Annotated in this window: 12 protein-coding genes; 4 read left to right on the forward strand and 8 right to left on the reverse strand. The window is 68.5% G+C overall.

Annotation, left to right across the window (positions count from 1 at the left end; genetic code table 11):
• The first annotated feature begins 103 nt into the window (after positions 1 to 103).
• Positions 104 to 742 carry a hypothetical protein gene (locus tag ACIBX3_RS34790; RefSeq protein WP_397124555.1) on the forward strand — a complete coding sequence of 213 codons (639 nt, stop codon included), beginning with the start codon at positions 104 to 106 and terminating at the stop codon, positions 740 to 742.
• 84 nt (positions 743 to 826) lie between these two features.
• Here the strand turns inward: ACIBX3_RS34790 and ACIBX3_RS34795 are convergent, their stop codons facing one another.
• The 5 genes from ACIBX3_RS34795 to ACIBX3_RS34815 all read right to left on the reverse strand — a co-directional run bounded on the left by ACIBX3_RS34795 (position 827) and on the right by ACIBX3_RS34815 (position 7,769).
• Positions 827 to 1,657, reverse strand: coding sequence for a sugar nucleotide-binding protein (locus tag ACIBX3_RS34795; RefSeq protein ID WP_397124557.1), 831 nt, complete (start codon positions 1,655 to 1,657; stop codon positions 827 to 829).
• Between the two features lie 245 nt (positions 1,658 to 1,902).
• On the reverse strand, positions 1,903 to 3,174 hold the full coding sequence (locus tag ACIBX3_RS34800) for a cytochrome P450 (protein ID WP_397124559.1): 1,272 nt from the start codon (positions 3,172 to 3,174) through the stop codon (positions 1,903 to 1,905).
• Positions 3,175 to 4,031: 857 nt separating this feature from the next.
• Positions 4,032 to 5,273 carry a hypothetical protein gene (locus ACIBX3_RS34805; protein ID WP_397124561.1) on the reverse strand — a complete coding sequence of 414 codons (1,242 nt, stop codon included), beginning with the start codon at positions 5,271 to 5,273 and terminating at the stop codon, positions 4,032 to 4,034.
• Positions 5,274 to 5,525: 252 nt separating this feature from the next.
• Positions 5,526 to 5,981 carry a calmodulin-binding protein gene (locus ACIBX3_RS34810; protein ID WP_397124563.1) on the reverse strand — a complete coding sequence of 152 codons (456 nt, stop codon included), beginning with the start codon at positions 5,979 to 5,981 and terminating at the stop codon, positions 5,526 to 5,528.
• 114 nt (positions 5,982 to 6,095) lie between these two features.
• Positions 6,096 to 7,769: an IS1182 family transposase gene (locus ACIBX3_RS34815; protein ID WP_397124565.1), complete on the reverse strand. Its 1,674-nt coding sequence runs from the start codon at positions 7,767 to 7,769 to the stop codon at positions 6,096 to 6,098.
• A 119-nt stretch (positions 7,770 to 7,888) separates the two neighbouring features.
• On the opposite strand from ACIBX3_RS34815, the gene ACIBX3_RS34820 reads away from it, so the two are divergent.
• The 3 genes from ACIBX3_RS34820 (at position 7,889) to ACIBX3_RS34830 (ending at position 10,707) form a co-directional block, all read left to right on the forward strand.
• Positions 7,889 to 8,719 (forward strand): helix-turn-helix domain-containing protein, encoded by an 831-nt coding sequence (locus ACIBX3_RS34820; RefSeq protein WP_397124567.1) that lies wholly within the window; start codon positions 7,889 to 7,891, stop codon positions 8,717 to 8,719.
• Positions 8,720 to 8,881: 162 nt separating this feature from the next.
• Positions 8,882 to 9,862 (forward strand): ATP-binding cassette domain-containing protein, encoded by a 981-nt coding sequence (locus ACIBX3_RS34825; protein WP_397124569.1) that lies wholly within the window; start codon positions 8,882 to 8,884, stop codon positions 9,860 to 9,862.
• Positions 9,859 to 10,707 (forward strand): ABC transporter permease, encoded by an 849-nt coding sequence (locus tag ACIBX3_RS34830; protein ID WP_397124571.1) that lies wholly within the window; start codon positions 9,859 to 9,861, stop codon positions 10,705 to 10,707. Before ACIBX3_RS34825 ends, ACIBX3_RS34830 begins: the two co-directional genes overlap by 4 nt.
• Before the next feature lie 60 nt (positions 10,708 to 10,767).
• On the opposite strand, the gene ACIBX3_RS34835 is transcribed toward ACIBX3_RS34830, so the two are convergent.
• The 3 genes from ACIBX3_RS34835 to ACIBX3_RS34845 form a co-directional block, all read right to left on the reverse strand.
• On the reverse strand, positions 10,768 to 11,214 hold the full coding sequence (locus ACIBX3_RS34835; protein ID WP_397124573.1) for a DUF4383 domain-containing protein: 447 nt from the start codon (positions 11,212 to 11,214) through the stop codon (positions 10,768 to 10,770).
• 100 nt (positions 11,215 to 11,314) lie between these two features.
• Positions 11,315 to 12,787 (reverse strand): glycoside hydrolase family 30 beta sandwich domain-containing protein, encoded by a 1,473-nt coding sequence (locus ACIBX3_RS34840; RefSeq protein ID WP_397124575.1) that lies wholly within the window; start codon positions 12,785 to 12,787, stop codon positions 11,315 to 11,317.
• Positions 12,784 to 14,757 carry a beta-galactosidase gene (locus ACIBX3_RS34845; protein ID WP_397124577.1) on the reverse strand — a complete coding sequence of 658 codons (1,974 nt, stop codon included), beginning with the start codon at positions 14,755 to 14,757 and terminating at the stop codon, positions 12,784 to 12,786. Before ACIBX3_RS34845 ends, ACIBX3_RS34840 begins: the two co-directional genes overlap by 4 nt.
• Positions 14,758 to 14,769 lie beyond the last annotated feature (12 nt).

Raw genomic sequence — 14,769 nt, forward strand, 5'->3', positions numbered from 1 at the left:
GGGCCCGGGGCCTGCCCCGGCACCCTGCGCATCCTTTCGAGGTGTCGCCTGATTGAGCCGCGGCGCACACCCGTCCCACGTCGGCGTTGTTACGATCCTCCGCATGCGCAGCGCAGACACCGCAGTCGACGGGGAGGATGTGCGTCGGGTCGTCACTTTGGCTATCGACGCTCTGAGGCATGCGGATCCCCAGGCGTGGGAGAGCAAGGCCGGCACGCTCGAGTGGACATGCTGGGAGACGCTCGAGCATCTGGCCGATGACCTGTTCACCTACGCCGCGAGGTTTGGGCTGGCGAAGCCGCCGATGTCCGCGTTGTTGCCGTTCCGGACGAGCAGTGACCGAAGCGGTGGACCGGCGAATGTCATCTTTGTCGAGCGGGCCTCCGGCCCAGAAGGCCTCATGACGATCGTGGAGGCGTGTGGTGGCCTGCTCGCGTCCGTCCTCCGCACTGCTTCCTCGACCACCGTTGCTTACCACGTCTTCGGGCCCTCGGATCCAGAGGGCTTTGCCGCAATGGCGGTTGTCGAGACCCTCGTGCACACCCATGACATCACTCAGGGGCTGAATCTGGAGTGGTCGCCGCCAAGGGAGCTGTGCGAACGGGTGCTGAAGAAGCTCTTTCCCCATGTCACCATTGATCGTGACGCCTGGGAGGTCCTGCTGTGGGCAACTGGACGCACCACTCTCCCCGATCGCCCACGACTCACCGAGTGGCGCTGGTACGGCACGCAGGACGCGTGACGGCCCGCTGCACAACTCGGTGAGCGCAGCGGCAGGGCCTGGTCTGCCGAAATCCGTTTCGTGCGTGTGAGCGAGGCATGGTCATCATCGATGAACCTCACCCAGAAACTGCCGCGCGCCACGCAGCCTGGTCCGAAGCCGCCGCTGAGTCATACCGCACTCCAAGCGCACATCCATCGGGCCGGGCACGTCGGTGTCCGCTCGCCGGCCTGAAGGCAACTGGTCCGCGTCGAGTCCATCACGTCGGGCGATGAGCAACCCCAGCTCGTATCGGCTTACCGCGTCGGTTCCGGCGACATGGTGGATGCCGTGATACTCGGATGCGGCAAGTTCGAGGAGCGCCGCAGCGAGATCGACGACATGCACAGGACATCGCACGTCGTCGGTGAACAACATTCCTCTCGCCCTGCCGGTGGCCAGTGAATGCACCAGCGCCTCGTGCGGAGAATCACCGTCACCAATGATCAGGGATGTCCGGGCTATCACCGCGGTCGGCGCGATCACGTGCACTGCTGTCTCGGCAGCGGCTTTGGCCGCACCATACGGAGTGATCGGGTCAGGGACGCACGTCTCGTCATAGCGAATCGCGGCACCAGAGAAAACCACGTCGCTGGACACATGGACCAGGCGTCCGTATGCCGCAGAGGCAGCGAGAGCCACGTTCGCGGCTCCCATCGCCGTGGTCGCCCAATCTGTCTGCCGGTACGCAGCGTTGATGACCACTTCTGGCCGAAATGCGCCGATCAGCGCGTCGACGTCCTCTCGCCGGCGCACATCGAGCGGCAACCACTCGACACCCGCGGTCTCTCCTGGCCGGGTCAGGTAGGTCGCAGCCACCTCATGCTTGGCCACCGAACACTGCCGAGCGAGTTCGCTGCCGAGAAAGCCACTGCCACCGACGATGAGGAATCTCATGGCCGGTCACCATAGTTGATCAGTCGCTCTGAAGCGGCCGCCGCATCCACGTCCCGAGACATGGTGCTCATACTCATTGACACCGGCCTTTTCGATGCCGTCGAGAGTCGCATCCCAATCTGCTGCACTAGGAGGCCAAGGACCCCGTGGACGGGCGAGGTCGATGCGCGCCCTCGCCGTTCCTGGGCCGGTGACGCGACACGCAGCGCTCCGGAGGCCCGCCGCGTGTCGCGTCACTCCGCCTCCTACGTGAAGTCGCGGGCCGCCGCCGCGCGGCACGAGGTCGCGCCGGACACGTCCCTCGCGGGACCGAGGACCACCGGCAGACTGACCGGTCCTTCAGTGATGATCGACGAGTTGTAGACGATCTCGTCCGTCCCGACCGCCAGGCGCAACTCGGGGAACCTGCCGAACAACGAGGTCAGCGCGATGCGTGTTTCGAGCCTGGCCAGCGGCGCGCCGAGGCAGAAGTGCGGACCGCGGCCGAGTGCCAGATGCATGTCCGGCTCCCGTGTGACGTCGAACCGCTCGGCGTCCCCGCCGAACCTGGCCGGATCGGTGCCCGCGCCGGCGAGGCCGACCATGATGGCCTCCCCGGCCGGGATCGTCACCCCGGCGAGCCGCACATCCTGCCGCGGATAGCGCAACATGATGCCGACAACCGAGGTACGGCTGCGCAGCGTCTCCTCGACCACCTGCTCCCAGGCGATCTGCGTACGCGCCAGCGCGAGCTGCTCCGGGTCCGAGCACAGGGCGATGACGGCGTTGCCGATCAGGTGCACGGTGGTCTCGTGACCGGCGATCAGCACCTGCCACATGATCCACAACATCTCGTCCTCGGACAGGCGGTCGCCGTCGTCCTCCTGGGCGCGGATGAGCCCGGTGGTGAGGTCGTCGCCGGGTTCGCGGCGTTTGCGCGCGATGAAGGCGGCCAGGTAGCCGAGCACCCCGTTGTGTGCGGCGATGGACTCCTCGGGAGTGGCGGTGTGCGACAACAGTACGTTGCCCCACTCGCGGATCTGGGGCCGCTCGTCCTCGGGAACGCCGAACAGTTCGCAGATCACCGTGAGGGGGAGCGGCGCGTTGAAGGAACGCACGAGGTCGACCACGCCGCCTTCGGCGGCCATCCGGTCGAGCAACGCGTCCGTCATCTCCTGGATGCGCGGGGCCAGCCTTCGCACGCGGCCGGGCGTGAAGGCGTGGTTGATGAGACCTCTCAGCCGACGGTGATCCGCGCCGTCCTTGGTCAGGAGATGATTGCCCTCGATGAGCTGGCGCAGCGGCCAGTCGGGGGGAATGCTGCCGTCGTGCAAGGCCCTGAAGTTCCCGGGGTCCTTGCTGTAGAGGATGCCGTCGTTCGCGAGGACCTCGTTGACCATGTCGTACGAGGTCACCAGCCAGACGGGCACCTTGCCTGGCAGTTCGACCCGCAGGACGGGGCCGATCTCGTCGCGATAGCGGCGGATCGTCTGGGATGTCCGCTCGTTCGGAGCCGGCAGTTGGAGGGGGATCTGCATCGGCAACTCCTATGATCGAATGTCATCTTCACTGTGCGTGTAACTTTCAAACACGCCAAGTAGCGAACGGTCTTACCGCCAAGCCGCTTCCACCTGCCGACCGGGCCACATTCCGTGCCGGTCCCGTTTGGTCAAGCACCGGCGCCTGGTTGCCGTCCGGCACCACGCCGGCGTGCGTTCTTGAGTTGCCCGGCCTCGGTCCAGGGCTCGCGGGGTGGGTTTGGTGGCCGAAGCCACGTCCGGACCGGTGATGCTGACGACCTTCGGGGTCGGCAGGCAGAGCGTCGGCTGGTTCTGTTCCGCGACGGGCTCGGCTCCCTTCCCGGCGGAAGGTCCATACGCGCTGGAGTACGTGCCGGGAGAACTGCTGTTCTGGGGCGTCGTGCTGCCCTGGCCCTTGATCATCTGTTGTCCGGTGGCCGTGCGGGCGCTGCTCCTGGCGGCCCGGTCAGGCCGACGGGATCGGGTTGCCGGTCGTTCTCGTCGCATTGGCGGCGGCCGCGAGAGCCACCGGTCCCATCCGATGGGCCGCCCTCGTCGCGTCGGCCGCTTGGAGCCCCCGGGTGCGGATCTCCTGGGCCGGGACCGTCCACCTGGTGCGAAGTATGATCCGCGGACAGTCGGAAGGCGTGATTCCCGGACGGGCGAGGGATCTCGCCATCGCAGTTGTGATCGCGGCCGCCGGCGTCTGGATGATCGTCTCGTCCTTCACGCCGACGCGGTAGGAGCACAACGGACGCAGATCCCGGCATGGAGCGGCATCTACGCCCGGAGCACGTCATTGCGAGGGGGTGCGGGCGCCTCTCGCCTGATCAATTGCCGTGTGGTGGTGGCCCTCGCCACCGCCGGCGTTCCAGTCAGCGCTTGGCGTGGTGGATCTCCGTGCCGGCGTCGGTGTAGACCAGCGCGGCGTAGGCGGTGACGCGGTCGGGGACGATCCCCGCGTCGGCGCTCACCGTTCGTCCGGTACGCCCGTCCACGACGAACGCTCCATCTTTGCCCTTGGCGTAGAACAGGTCCTTGAAATCGGCTTCCACGGTGGCACTCCAATCGTCCGGGCCGTCACCCGCCGCCCGGCGCCACAAGACCTTGCCGGCATCGTCCACCGCGAACGCCCCGTCCTGCTTCGAGGCGCACAGCAGAACGGTGCCGCCCTCGCCGCGATTGCAGCTCATACGCTTGGTCAGGCCGTCCCGCTTGGACAGGACGAAGTCGCCGGTCGCCATCTCGATCAGCCGCACCTGCTCGCTGTCGTCCTCGAGCTCGGCCAACGGCCCGCCGTTCGATCTGATCGCCCAGGTGGCGCTGTCCGGCACCCCCTTGACCCATAGGTCACGGCCGTCGGTCGCGGCGACACCGGTCAACGAGTACTCCCCGGCCGGCTCCTTGCGGAAGCCCACCAGGGCGTCGCCGGATCCGCCGATCTTCCAGAAGCCCTCACGCTGCCACAGCATGCGGGGCTCTTCCAGGGAGAAGGCGAAGGTGCCTGCCATGTAGCCGTCTTCCGACCAGGTGACGGCCGCCACGTCGTTCGAAGCCGACACCTGGAACGCGCCGAGCTTGCCGGCCGGGTCGCCATAGATGTCCACGGGCAGCCGCCAGAGCAGCTTGCCGTTGTCCGTCCGCGCCGCGATCACCTCGAACCCGGCTTGGGCGGAACCGCTGCCTTGCTTGGCCAGCTGCACCGGCACGACGGTGAACATGGCCGGTACGCCGCCGATCTTCACCGGCACCGGGAACGATACGCGGCTTCGTATCATCTCGGCCTGCTTCTTGCTCAGATCGCGTGGCGCCGGCAGGTCATATGTGGGCTTGTTCTGGGTCGCGATGTCGGTGACGGCCTTACCCGTGGCCAGGTCGTACACCGTCACGCCGGACGCGTGCGAGAGCCAGGCCGCGCGCCCGTACAAAGCGATAGTGGGGTAACCCTTGGGGCCGGTCGGTATGAGGTGGGCCGCCTTACTGTCGAACGTCAGGGGCGCCGCGGCCTGTGGATCGCCATTGAGGTCAAGAGCGTTCTGGGTGGCCTTGACCGGCGGCGAGCCGGTGGCCGCCGGACTGCCGCGTCCCCCGGCGGCGCCTGCGGTGCATGATGTCACCAGCGCCGCTGCGGCCAGGGCAATGGCACTTTCACGTATCGGACTCCTCATCCCACTCTCCGCGTTCCGTGACTTGCGACCCCGGCCGGTGACCCAGGTAAGCGCTCATGACATCTGCCCATTCGACCACTGGTGGTCCGGGACCGGTCCCGAGCTCGAAGGAGTTGTGCTCCGCCCCGTCGTGCCTCGGCTGTACGTTTCCGAAGGGACGGAGCACGGTGCCCCACCGATACGGTTCGGTACCAGGAGGGCTCAGGGGGCGGGGACCTCGCGCAGGAGGCGGGAGGTCCAGGGGCACCAGGTCAGGCCGGGGAGGAAGGATCCGCCCGCCTCGTTCAGGTGGTCCTCGACGTAGCGGATGGTCGCGTCGCAGACCTCGACGGCGTTGCCGAAGAACGAGATCGAAGCGGGGTCCAGGTGGTACCGCCACGGGGAGTTGTACGACGCGGGACGTTTGACGATCTTGCCGACGACGTGAATCCGGTCCTTCTGTACGCCGCTCAGGATGTTCCTGGCTTCCCTGATCTTCGCTGGATCGGTCAGTTTGAAGACGAACCTGCCGGACCCCGGCGGGGTGTCGAACTGGAAGTAGGCAACTGACGCCGCTCGTTGTGCGGGGCCGTTCGCGCGGGTCGCCGCGGCCGGTTGTGACAAGGCGAGCATTGCGATCACTGCGAGGACGGCGACATGGGGAATGGCGCGTCGCATGGGCACCTCCGGTGCGTGTCGGGCCGTGGCTACGGCCGTTCGGTGCGCATCGTAGATCCCCACAACGCCAAGATCGCGGTAATTCTCCGCATTCACGACCCCGTTGCTGATCTCTCATTCTGTGCAGGTTGCGAGAAGGCGGCATAGATGGGTGAGTCGGGTTCGTTCGGGTCGGTGGCCTTGCTGCCAGGCGTCGATGCGGACGAGGTTGATAGCGGTGGCGGCCAGACAGTGGCCCACATGGGTAGGTGCAGTGTTCTTGTAGCGGCTGCGGCGACTTTGGGTGCGATGGACGATCTGGGAGATGGTGGACTCGATGCCGGCTCTGAGGCGGTAGCGGGCCCACCAGGCACGGGTGTTTTGTTCTCGCCGGCGCTGTTGGAGAGCGGAGCGCTGAGCGGGTGCTCGCAGGGTCAGGGCGCGTCCCCACTTGCCGTTGCCTGCTGTGGTGCATTGCTGGCGCAGCGGGCAGGTGCGGCAGGTCTCCGCGTCGAAGCGGATCTGGACCAAAGGGGTTCGCGTGCTGCGGCTGGCATGCGTGCTCGCCCACGAGATGCTGGTCTGTCCAGCTGGGCAGACGGCATGATGTTGTTCCTCGTCGATGAGGAAGTCCTCGTGGCTGAAGAGTTTCTGTCCGCCCTTGTGGGTGGCCGCGCGTGCGGGACCGACGAGGTCGATGCCGTGCTCTTGCCGAGCAGCGACCAGGGTGGCTGCGGTCACATAGCCGCTGTCGACGAGTTGCTCGCAGGGCAGCAGGTCTCGCTGTTTCAGCCGGGCATGGATGCCGGCCAGGACCTGGCTGTCATCGCCCCCCGCGGCGCTGGTGGTGGCGATGTCGGTGATCAGGCGGGGCAGGTCCGTCTCACAGGTTTCGGTGACGTGCAGGCAGTACCCCGTCCAGCTGGTGGTTTTCTTGGTGGCGAAGCGCGCTTCGGTGTCGTGAGGGCTGGCCAGCCGTTGCCGCCCCGGTGGTAGGTCCTGACTCTCGCGGATGTGCACGCCGCTCTCGTCGCGGTAGTACTGCTGAACCCATGCCCGGCGCAGGACGTCCAGGGCGGGGATGCGACGTATCCAGCCGGGAGAGGTGGGCCGCCAGATCGCGGCAAGCAGGTGGAAACCGTCTTCTCCCACCTGGACAAGCCATGCCTGGCGGTCTTGATCCTGCGGTAGGCAGTGCCAGGAGTCCACACGCTCTCCATAGCGGCCAAGCCAGTCTGTTTCGCGCTCGGCCAAGATTGCCTCCAGCCAGTCCGGGGCGGCTGCGGCCAGCGCTTCCAGCGCAGCGCGCAGTGTCTCGGCGACGAACTCCATCCGGTTCAGCTCACGCACGTCGGCAACGACCCTGGTGGAGTCGGTGCGCTGGCGTCCCCCTCGTTTGAGCAGCCCTTGGCCGGCGGCGGCCTGGAGTACCGCGGTCAAGATGCTCTCCTCCAAGCCGTGCTCGACCAGCCGGGACCGGAACCTGGCGAGCAGCGTGTGATCGAAGCCGCAGTCTTCCAGCTCCAGCCCAAGGAGGTATTTCCAGTCGATCCGGGCGCGTACCGCCTCGGCCGCCTGCCGGTCCGACAGCCGTTCGGCGAACTGCATCACCGAGACCATCGCCAGCGCTCCAGGAGAGGCTGCGGGTCGTCCATCGGCTGGGAACGCCTCAGCGAACAGGACGTCAGCGAAAACCTGTCCCAGGCTGTCACGCAGCCGAATGGCCAGTGATCCCTTGGGAAAGGCTGCTCGAGCCACCCGCTGTGTCAATTCAGGGATCTCACGGACAGACTGCGGCTCCAGCGACATGAGAGCACCACCTTGAAGGCTACGGGGATACCTTCACCATCCCGGATCCATACTGATCACGAGTGACGATTTAAGAGATCAGCAACGGGGTCATTCACACGCGGGATATGCTCGCGGGCATGGGAGCGGACACCGCGCCGACGTCTCAGCGCCACGGCGCCTGGGAGGTGGCGGCACCCACCGAGGGGCAGGCGATCCCCGGCGTCAAGATGGTCGGCTTCCGCGATCGCTCCGGCGGCACGTTCGAGGAGCGCATTCCCCCCGGCCCGGCGATCACGATCGTGATCGACTGCACCCCGGGCAGCCTCGAACCCCTCGGAAGCGGCGGCATCGTCGCCGGCATCTCCCCGACGGACGCCCGGATGGCCGGACGCGCCGTTGACTGCGTCGAACTGCAGGTGGATCTGCTGGCCTCGCCGGGCTTTCTCGGCGTGCCCCCGGCGGAGCTCAATGGCGCGCCGCTGGACCTGGCCGAGGTCTGGGGGAGTGACGCCGGCCGGCTGCGCGCGCGGTTGATCGAGGTGCGGTCCTGGGACGACCGGTTCGCGCTCGTCCGCGAGGCGCTCGCCCGGCGCCGCCGTTCCTCGTTCCGCATCGACCCCGAGGTGGCCGACGCGTGGCGGCGGATCAGGGCCGGCCACGGGCGGGTGCCGATCGGCGACCTGCCCGGCCGGTACGGCTGGAGCCGCACGCGGTTCTGGAACCGATTCAAGTCGCAGATCGGCGTCACGCCGAAACGGGCGGCGATGATCGTCAGATTCGACCGGGCGCTTCGCCGGCTCGGCACGACCGCCAGTGTCGCCGAGGTCGCCGCCGAGATCGGCTATGCCGACCAATCCCACCTCCACCGCGAGGTGCTCCAGTTCACCGGCCGCACCCCGGGCGCGATCGCCTCAGATCCGCTGTGGACGGTCGACAGCGCGGCCTGGACGCTGGCGCACACCGCCTGAACATTCGTCCAAGACGGCGGCTCCGGTGTCGGGACACGCTGCCCTCATGACATCGCTGATCGAAAGACCGGCGCACGGGCCGGGGCGCGCCTCGCCGGGCACGCGCGCGTATGACGACCTCACCTTCCCCGGAGACCGGCAGCGCGGAGAAGGCGCCGCGGCATGAGCCACGAGAAATGGGCGATCGAAACCCGCGGCCTGGTCAAGGTCTTCGGCGCCAGCCGGGCGGTCGACGGCGTCGACCTCGCGGTCCCCCCGGGGTGCGTCTACTCCGTGCTCGGGCCCAACGGCGCGGGTAAGACGACCATGATCCGGATGATCGCCACGCTGATCCGTCCCGACGGCGGCACCGCCCGCGTGCTGGGCCACGACGTCGCCACCGAGGCGGCCCAGGTCAGGGCACGTCTCGCGCTCACCGGGCAGTTCGCGTCCCTCGACGAGGACCTGACCGGGATCGAGAACCTCACGCTGCTCGCCCGCCTGCGCGGACACCGGGGCAAGGCGGCCAGGAAGCGCGCCACCGACCTGCTGGAGGCCTTCGACCTGAGTGCGGCCGCCAAGCGGGAGGTGAAAACCTACTCCGGCGGCATGCGGCGCCGGCTCGACATCGCCGGCTCCCTCGTCGTCCGTCCCGACCTGCTGATGCTCGACGAGCCGACGACGGGCCTGGATCCGCGCAGCCGCGGTCAGGTGTGGGAGAGCGTGCGAGCGCTCGTCGGGGTCGGCACCACCGTTCTGCTGACCACGCAGTACCTCGAAGAGGCCGATCAGCTCGCCGACCGCATCGCCGTCGTCGACCACGGCCGCGTCATCGCCGAGGGCACGAGCGGCCGGCTCAAGGCTCTGGTCGGCGCGGGCGCGCTGCGCGTGCGGGTCGCCGACAGCGCGGACCGGCCGGAGGTCGCCCGGCTCCTCGCGGCCATGCTCGGCGCCGCGCCCGTTCTGGAGCCGGATCCCGTCGCGCTCTCCCTGCGGGTGGACGAGCCGGCCACGGTCGCGAGCGCGCTCGCGACCATCACCGAACGCGGACTCGGCATCGGCGAGTACGCGCTCGCCCAGCCGAGTCTCGACGAGGTGTTCCTGGCCCTCACCGGAAAACCGGCCGACGGCCCCGCGCCAGACCATGAGGAGGCATCGACGTGACCATCCACCAGGTGGCCGAACGCTCGACGTTCGATCTCGACACCCGGCTGATCTCCGCCGTCGCCGGCGCGCCGCCGCCGGACACGGGCGCCGGCGCGCTCCGCGCGACGCTGGCCTTCGCGTGGCGCGTCCTGCTGAAGATCAGGCATGTTCCCGAGCAGCTCCTCGACGCCACGCTGTTCCCGATCATGTTCACGCTGATGTTCACGTACGTGTTCGGCGGGGCGATGAGCGGATCGCCGGAGGCGTATCTGCGCTACGTGCTGCCGGGGATCCTCGCCCAGACGGTCGTCTTCATGACGATGTACACGGCCGTGACCCTCAACACCGACATCGACCGGGGCGCCTTCGACCGCTTCCGCTCACAGCCGATCTGGCGTCCGGCACCGCTCGTCGGCGCGCTGCTGGGCGACACGCTGCGCTACAGCGTCGCCTCCGCGTTCGTGTTCGGCATCGCGACGCTGATCGGATACCGGGCATCCGGCGGCCTCTGGGGCGTCGCCGGGGCCATCGCGCTGCTCCTGGTCTTCTGTTTCGCGCTGAGCTGGCTCTGGCTGATCGTCGGCCTCACCGTGCGGACGCCGGCCGCCGTCATGGGGGCGTCCAACTTGATCCTCTTTCCGCTGACCTTCGTGAGCTCGGCGTTCGCGCCGCCGGAGACCGTGCCGGCCTGGGTGCGGGAGTTCATGATCGCCAACCCGGTGACGCTCCTCGTCGAGGCGGCGCGCGGCCTCCTCGACGGCGTGCCCGACGCCGGGGACATCGCGCTCGTCGTCGGGCTCTCAGGGGTCATGACGGTCGTGTTCGCCCCGATCGCGCTCCGGCTCTACAACCGCAGGGCCTGAAGGCGTGTTTGCGGGCTGAGCTGCCTGGCCCGCCGTCGCCGCCGCGCCGGCGTGCTCGCCCTAGCGCACGGCGGAGGCGCGCCGGCGGGACAGGAGGAAGCCGAGGGCGATCATCACGACGGCCAGGAAGAGGTGCAGCCAGTTGTCGGCCGTGTTGAGCGGGACGAAGTTCGCCGGGCTGTCGTGCCCGATCAGCATGCCGTAGATCCACAGCAGCAGGTAGACGACGCCACCTCCGATGAGGAAGGCGCGGGCGCCGGACCAGGACCGGGCCATGAGGAGACCGGCGACCCCGAACAGCAGGTGGACGATGTTGTGCAGAATCGACACCTGGAACACGTTCAGCAACAGCGCGCCGGACTGGTGTCCGGCGAACTGCATCTCGTCGTAGTCGGTCGTGATGCCGGGGATGAACCCGAGCACGCCGACGAGCGCGAAGACGGCGCCGACGACGAATGACGCCAGCTGCACGGGGCTCCTGCCGGCGGCAGTACGAGGGCTGTCCATGAGACCTCCTCAGGAGTGTCGTCACCCTCGCGCCTACCCTCCAGTGATGGCGCCATTCGCGCCCTGACCACCAGTGCTGCCATGCTCGGGACGGATCGGATCAGCGGAGGAGGAAGGTCGCCACGCCGCCTGAGGGAAGCTCGTAGGAGAAGTTCGTGCGCCCCATGGAGACGTTGAAGCGCTGGCTGCCGGCACCCCAGTCGTCGTTGACGGCCAGGAGGTAGACGGAGCCGTCGGGGTTGCGGAAGGTCACGCCGATGACGGATCCGGCGTAGAAGGAGGTGCCGACGCGGACGGCTCCGCGCTTGATGAACTTGCCGGCGTGGCCGAGGACGTAGTACTCGGCGGTCGGGGTGGCCTTGCCGGTGGCGGGGTCGATGGTGACGACGCCGAAGCAGGTGGCGCAGCCGCCGTTGCGGGGGCCGCCGGCAGGGTCGAGCGCGAGGTTCCAGGAGATCACGGTGGACGCCCAGTGCCGCGTTCCCCACACGGTGAGCTGCCGCGTCTGCCAGTGCAGGGTGTCGGGGAAGGTCGTCGCCGGGTTGGCCGACTGGCTGCCGGAGCATTCGGTGAGGAGGATGTCCTTGCCGGGGTAGGCGTCGTGTGCGGCTGACATGCGGTCGGGGTCGCCGGCGTAGCAGTGGAAGGCCAGCCCGTCGATCTCCTCGGCGGCCCGCGGGTCGGACATCAGGGTCTTGACGTAGTCGGGGTCGGCCGGGTCATCGGCCGGTCCGGAGTCGTTGGGGTGCAGGCTCCAGTTGTGGTCGTGGCCGAGGATCTGAGTGTCGAGGCCGGCGGCGCGCAGCTTGGGCCCGAGCGCCTTGATGACCGCGGCCGCCTCGGCGGGCCGCAGGTCCATGCCGGGATAGCCGTCGGGGTTGCGGTTCTGCGGCTCGTTCTGCACGGTGAGCGCGTCGACCTTCACTCCTTCGGCCTTGTACGCCTTCACGTACTTGACCAGGTAGTCCGCGTAGACGTCGACGGCGTCGGGCTTGAGCCTGCCGCCGATGAGTGAGTCGCTGGTCTTCATCCAGGCGGGTGGCGACCACGGCGTGCCGATGATCCGCAGCCCTGGGTTGATCGCCTTGGCGAGTCTCAGCAGGGGCAGGATCTCCTTCCGGTCATGGGCGATGGAGAAGTGCTTGAGGCCCGGGTCGGTCTGCCCTGCGGGCATGTCGTCGTAGGTGTAGTGCGGTCCGTTGACGAAGTCGGAGGAGCCGATCGGCTGGCGCAGGTAGGACAGCCCGAGGCCGCGACCCGAGGGGGAGAACAGCGAGCGCATGATCTCTTGCTTGTCGGGCGAGGTGAAGATCAGGTGGGCGGAGGAGTCGGTGAGGGACGCGCCGAAGCCGTTGATCTTCTGGTAGGTCTCACGGGGGTTCACGGTGATGGTCGGCGCGGCGGGGTCGGCGGGCTGGAGGAGATCGGTACGGTCGGCCAGCAGGTTCCGCTCATCACCAGTGGTCAGCCAGACCCGGGCGACGGGCTTGGGCTCGGCGTTGGCCGGGGGTATGGCGATCGTGGTGCCCGCCAGGAGGGCGAGGCCCCCTAGCGTCATGGCTGTTTTCTTCACGCGACGTTCTCCTCGATGGGGGTGGATCCGCCGATCCGGCACAGATCGGCGGACGGAGGGGCGGCGATGTGCTCGCCGTCGAAGCGGATCGAGGCCGAGACGGCCGATCCGAGATGGCTGTTGGTGGCCTTGACGAGGTGGTCGTCGAGCCGGCCCGCGACGACGCGCAGGACGGCCGCGCCGCCCTTGGCCGAGACGATCTCGATCCGATGGGTGCGGCCCCGGTGGCGGAGCTCCAGTTCGATCGCAGGATGGGAGTGGCTTTGGACCAGGACGGTCACATGGCAGACGTCGTGGTCGGGGTGGATCCGGAGGTAGGCGTCAGCCGCGCCGGACAGGACGGTGACCCGATCCTCCGCGGAGAGGTCGCGGTGCGCGGTGCGGTGCAGCGCGTCGGCGAGGATGGTGCAGGGTTCGCCGTGCTCGTCGCGCAGAGGTTCCGTGCCCTCGAGGTGGACGTGTCCACCGGCGGCCAGATGGGCGGCGAGCTTGTCTTGGACTGCGCGGTGCATGAACTGCCCGCCGTGCAGAGCGATCCGGTCGTGCCCGGCCAGATCGGCGTGCTCCAGATCGACGATCCGGTAGTCACGGCCGGCGGCGCGCATCCGGTGGTGGAAGTCCAGCAGCGGCCGTCCGCACTGCTCGGCGGCGCCGGGCGACCAGGCGCCGATCGCGGCGTAGGGGGTGTAAAGGCCCCAGGTGGCGTAGGTGACGGGAGCGCATTCGAGGTATTCCGTGCCGTGGAGCGTGAAGTAGTCGGCGAGCATCTTCACTGCCTGGGCCTTGCCGGTGGGCCTGCCGTCGCCGTCGATCGGCGGGCAGTCCGGGTAGGGGGCGGACAGGACGGCGTCGAGCGCGGGTGTCCAGTCGGTGGTGGCGATCGCGGTGTAGATGTTGAATCCGGTCGCGCCGGCCGCCAGGGCGAGGAGAGTCTGGTGGAAGCTGGTCGTGCCCGAGGCGTAGGCGGTGTCGTACAGCTTGGAGAAGCCCCAGTTCTCTTCCATGTTCGGTCCGGCGGCGCGTTTGGCGGCGATCACATAGCGGGCGTGGGCGGACCGGTCGGCGGAGACGACGCCCATCCAGTTGGTGAAGCCGTACTGCAGGCCGTCCCAGGTCTCCGGCCGGACGCGGGCGAGCCAGGAGTCCAGGTCGCCGTCGTCGCCCGCGGGCGGGTTGAGGTTGAGCACGACCGGGACGGGCGGGGCGAACGCATCGCTCCAGCGGCGCAGCACCTCGCTCAGGTAGGCGGCGTGGAAGCGACCCCAATCGACGTGCTGGAGCGGGGTCGCCGGGCCGCGCGGTGGCTCGACCTCCGCGAGGGTGGTGTACGCGGTGCCGTGCCGTGCGTTGTAGCCGGCGACGTCCCCGTACTCACGGGCCAGGACGGTACGGAAGAACGCCAGCCCGGACGGGCTGTAGTCGTAAGCCGACAGTGGGCGGGCGCCGTTGGTGAACAGGCCTTCGTTCCCGATCTGGCTCCCGATGATCGGTCCTGCGGGCGTGACCAGGTCGGGGGTGAACAGGGCTTGTGCCGCGTCGCGCAGCCACCGCTCGGCGAGCGCGGCGAAGCGCGAACCGAGGGGCGCGGGAAGCGGCCACGGGACGGCGCTGCCGTCGGCGTCGAGTTCGGAACCCGACCACGTGACGGGGGCGCCGTCGGCGTCCAACTGCGGCTCGATCGCGGGATCGGCGAGGGGGCACACCCAGTCGGGCAGGCCGCCGTAGTTGAGCTCGGCGTGGACGAACGGGCCGGGCTTGACGATGACCTTCAGCCCGAGCTCACCGCAGAGCCGGACGAAGGCGACCGCGTCCGTCAGGTCGGGCGGTGCGGCGGCGTCGGGCTGGTGGTGCCGCCACGGGATGTAGGTGGTGACCACGCTGACGCCGGTGGCGGTGAGGAGGGTGGTCAGCCGGTCGCGCCATACCTCGGGGTGGTCGCGGAAATACGGGTACTCGGCGGTGATGAGCAAAGGAAAAGGCTC

The sequence above is a fragment of the Nonomuraea sp. NPDC049480 genome, from assembly GCF_044465905.1.
In the GTDB taxonomy this organism is placed as follows: domain Bacteria; phylum Actinomycetota; class Actinomycetes; order Streptosporangiales; family Streptosporangiaceae; genus Nonomuraea.

Coding starts and splice junctions, on each gene's coding strand:
- ACIBX3_RS34795 (WP_397124557.1), bottom strand. CDS start 1,657: ATGAGATTCCTCATCGTCGGTGGCAGTGGCTTTCTCGGCAGCGAACTC.
- ACIBX3_RS34820 (WP_397124567.1), top strand. CDS start 7,889: ATGGGAGCGGACACCGCGCCGACGTCTCAGCGCCACGGCGCCTGGGAG.
- ACIBX3_RS34825 (WP_397124569.1), top strand. CDS start 8,882: ATGAGCCACGAGAAATGGGCGATCGAAACCCGCGGCCTGGTCAAGGTC.
- ACIBX3_RS34815 (WP_397124565.1), bottom strand. CDS start 7,769: ATGTCGCTGGAGCCGCAGTCTGTCCGTGAGATCCCTGAATTGACACAG.
- ACIBX3_RS34835 (WP_397124573.1), bottom strand. CDS start 11,214: ATGGACAGCCCTCGTACTGCCGCCGGCAGGAGCCCCGTGCAGCTGGCG.
- ACIBX3_RS34800 (WP_397124559.1), bottom strand. CDS start 3,174: ATGCAGATCCCCCTCCAACTGCCGGCTCCGAACGAGCGGACATCCCAG.
- ACIBX3_RS34790 (WP_397124555.1), top strand. CDS start 104: ATGCGCAGCGCAGACACCGCAGTCGACGGGGAGGATGTGCGTCGGGTC.
- ACIBX3_RS34810 (WP_397124563.1), bottom strand. CDS start 5,981: ATGCGACGCGCCATTCCCCATGTCGCCGTCCTCGCAGTGATCGCAATG.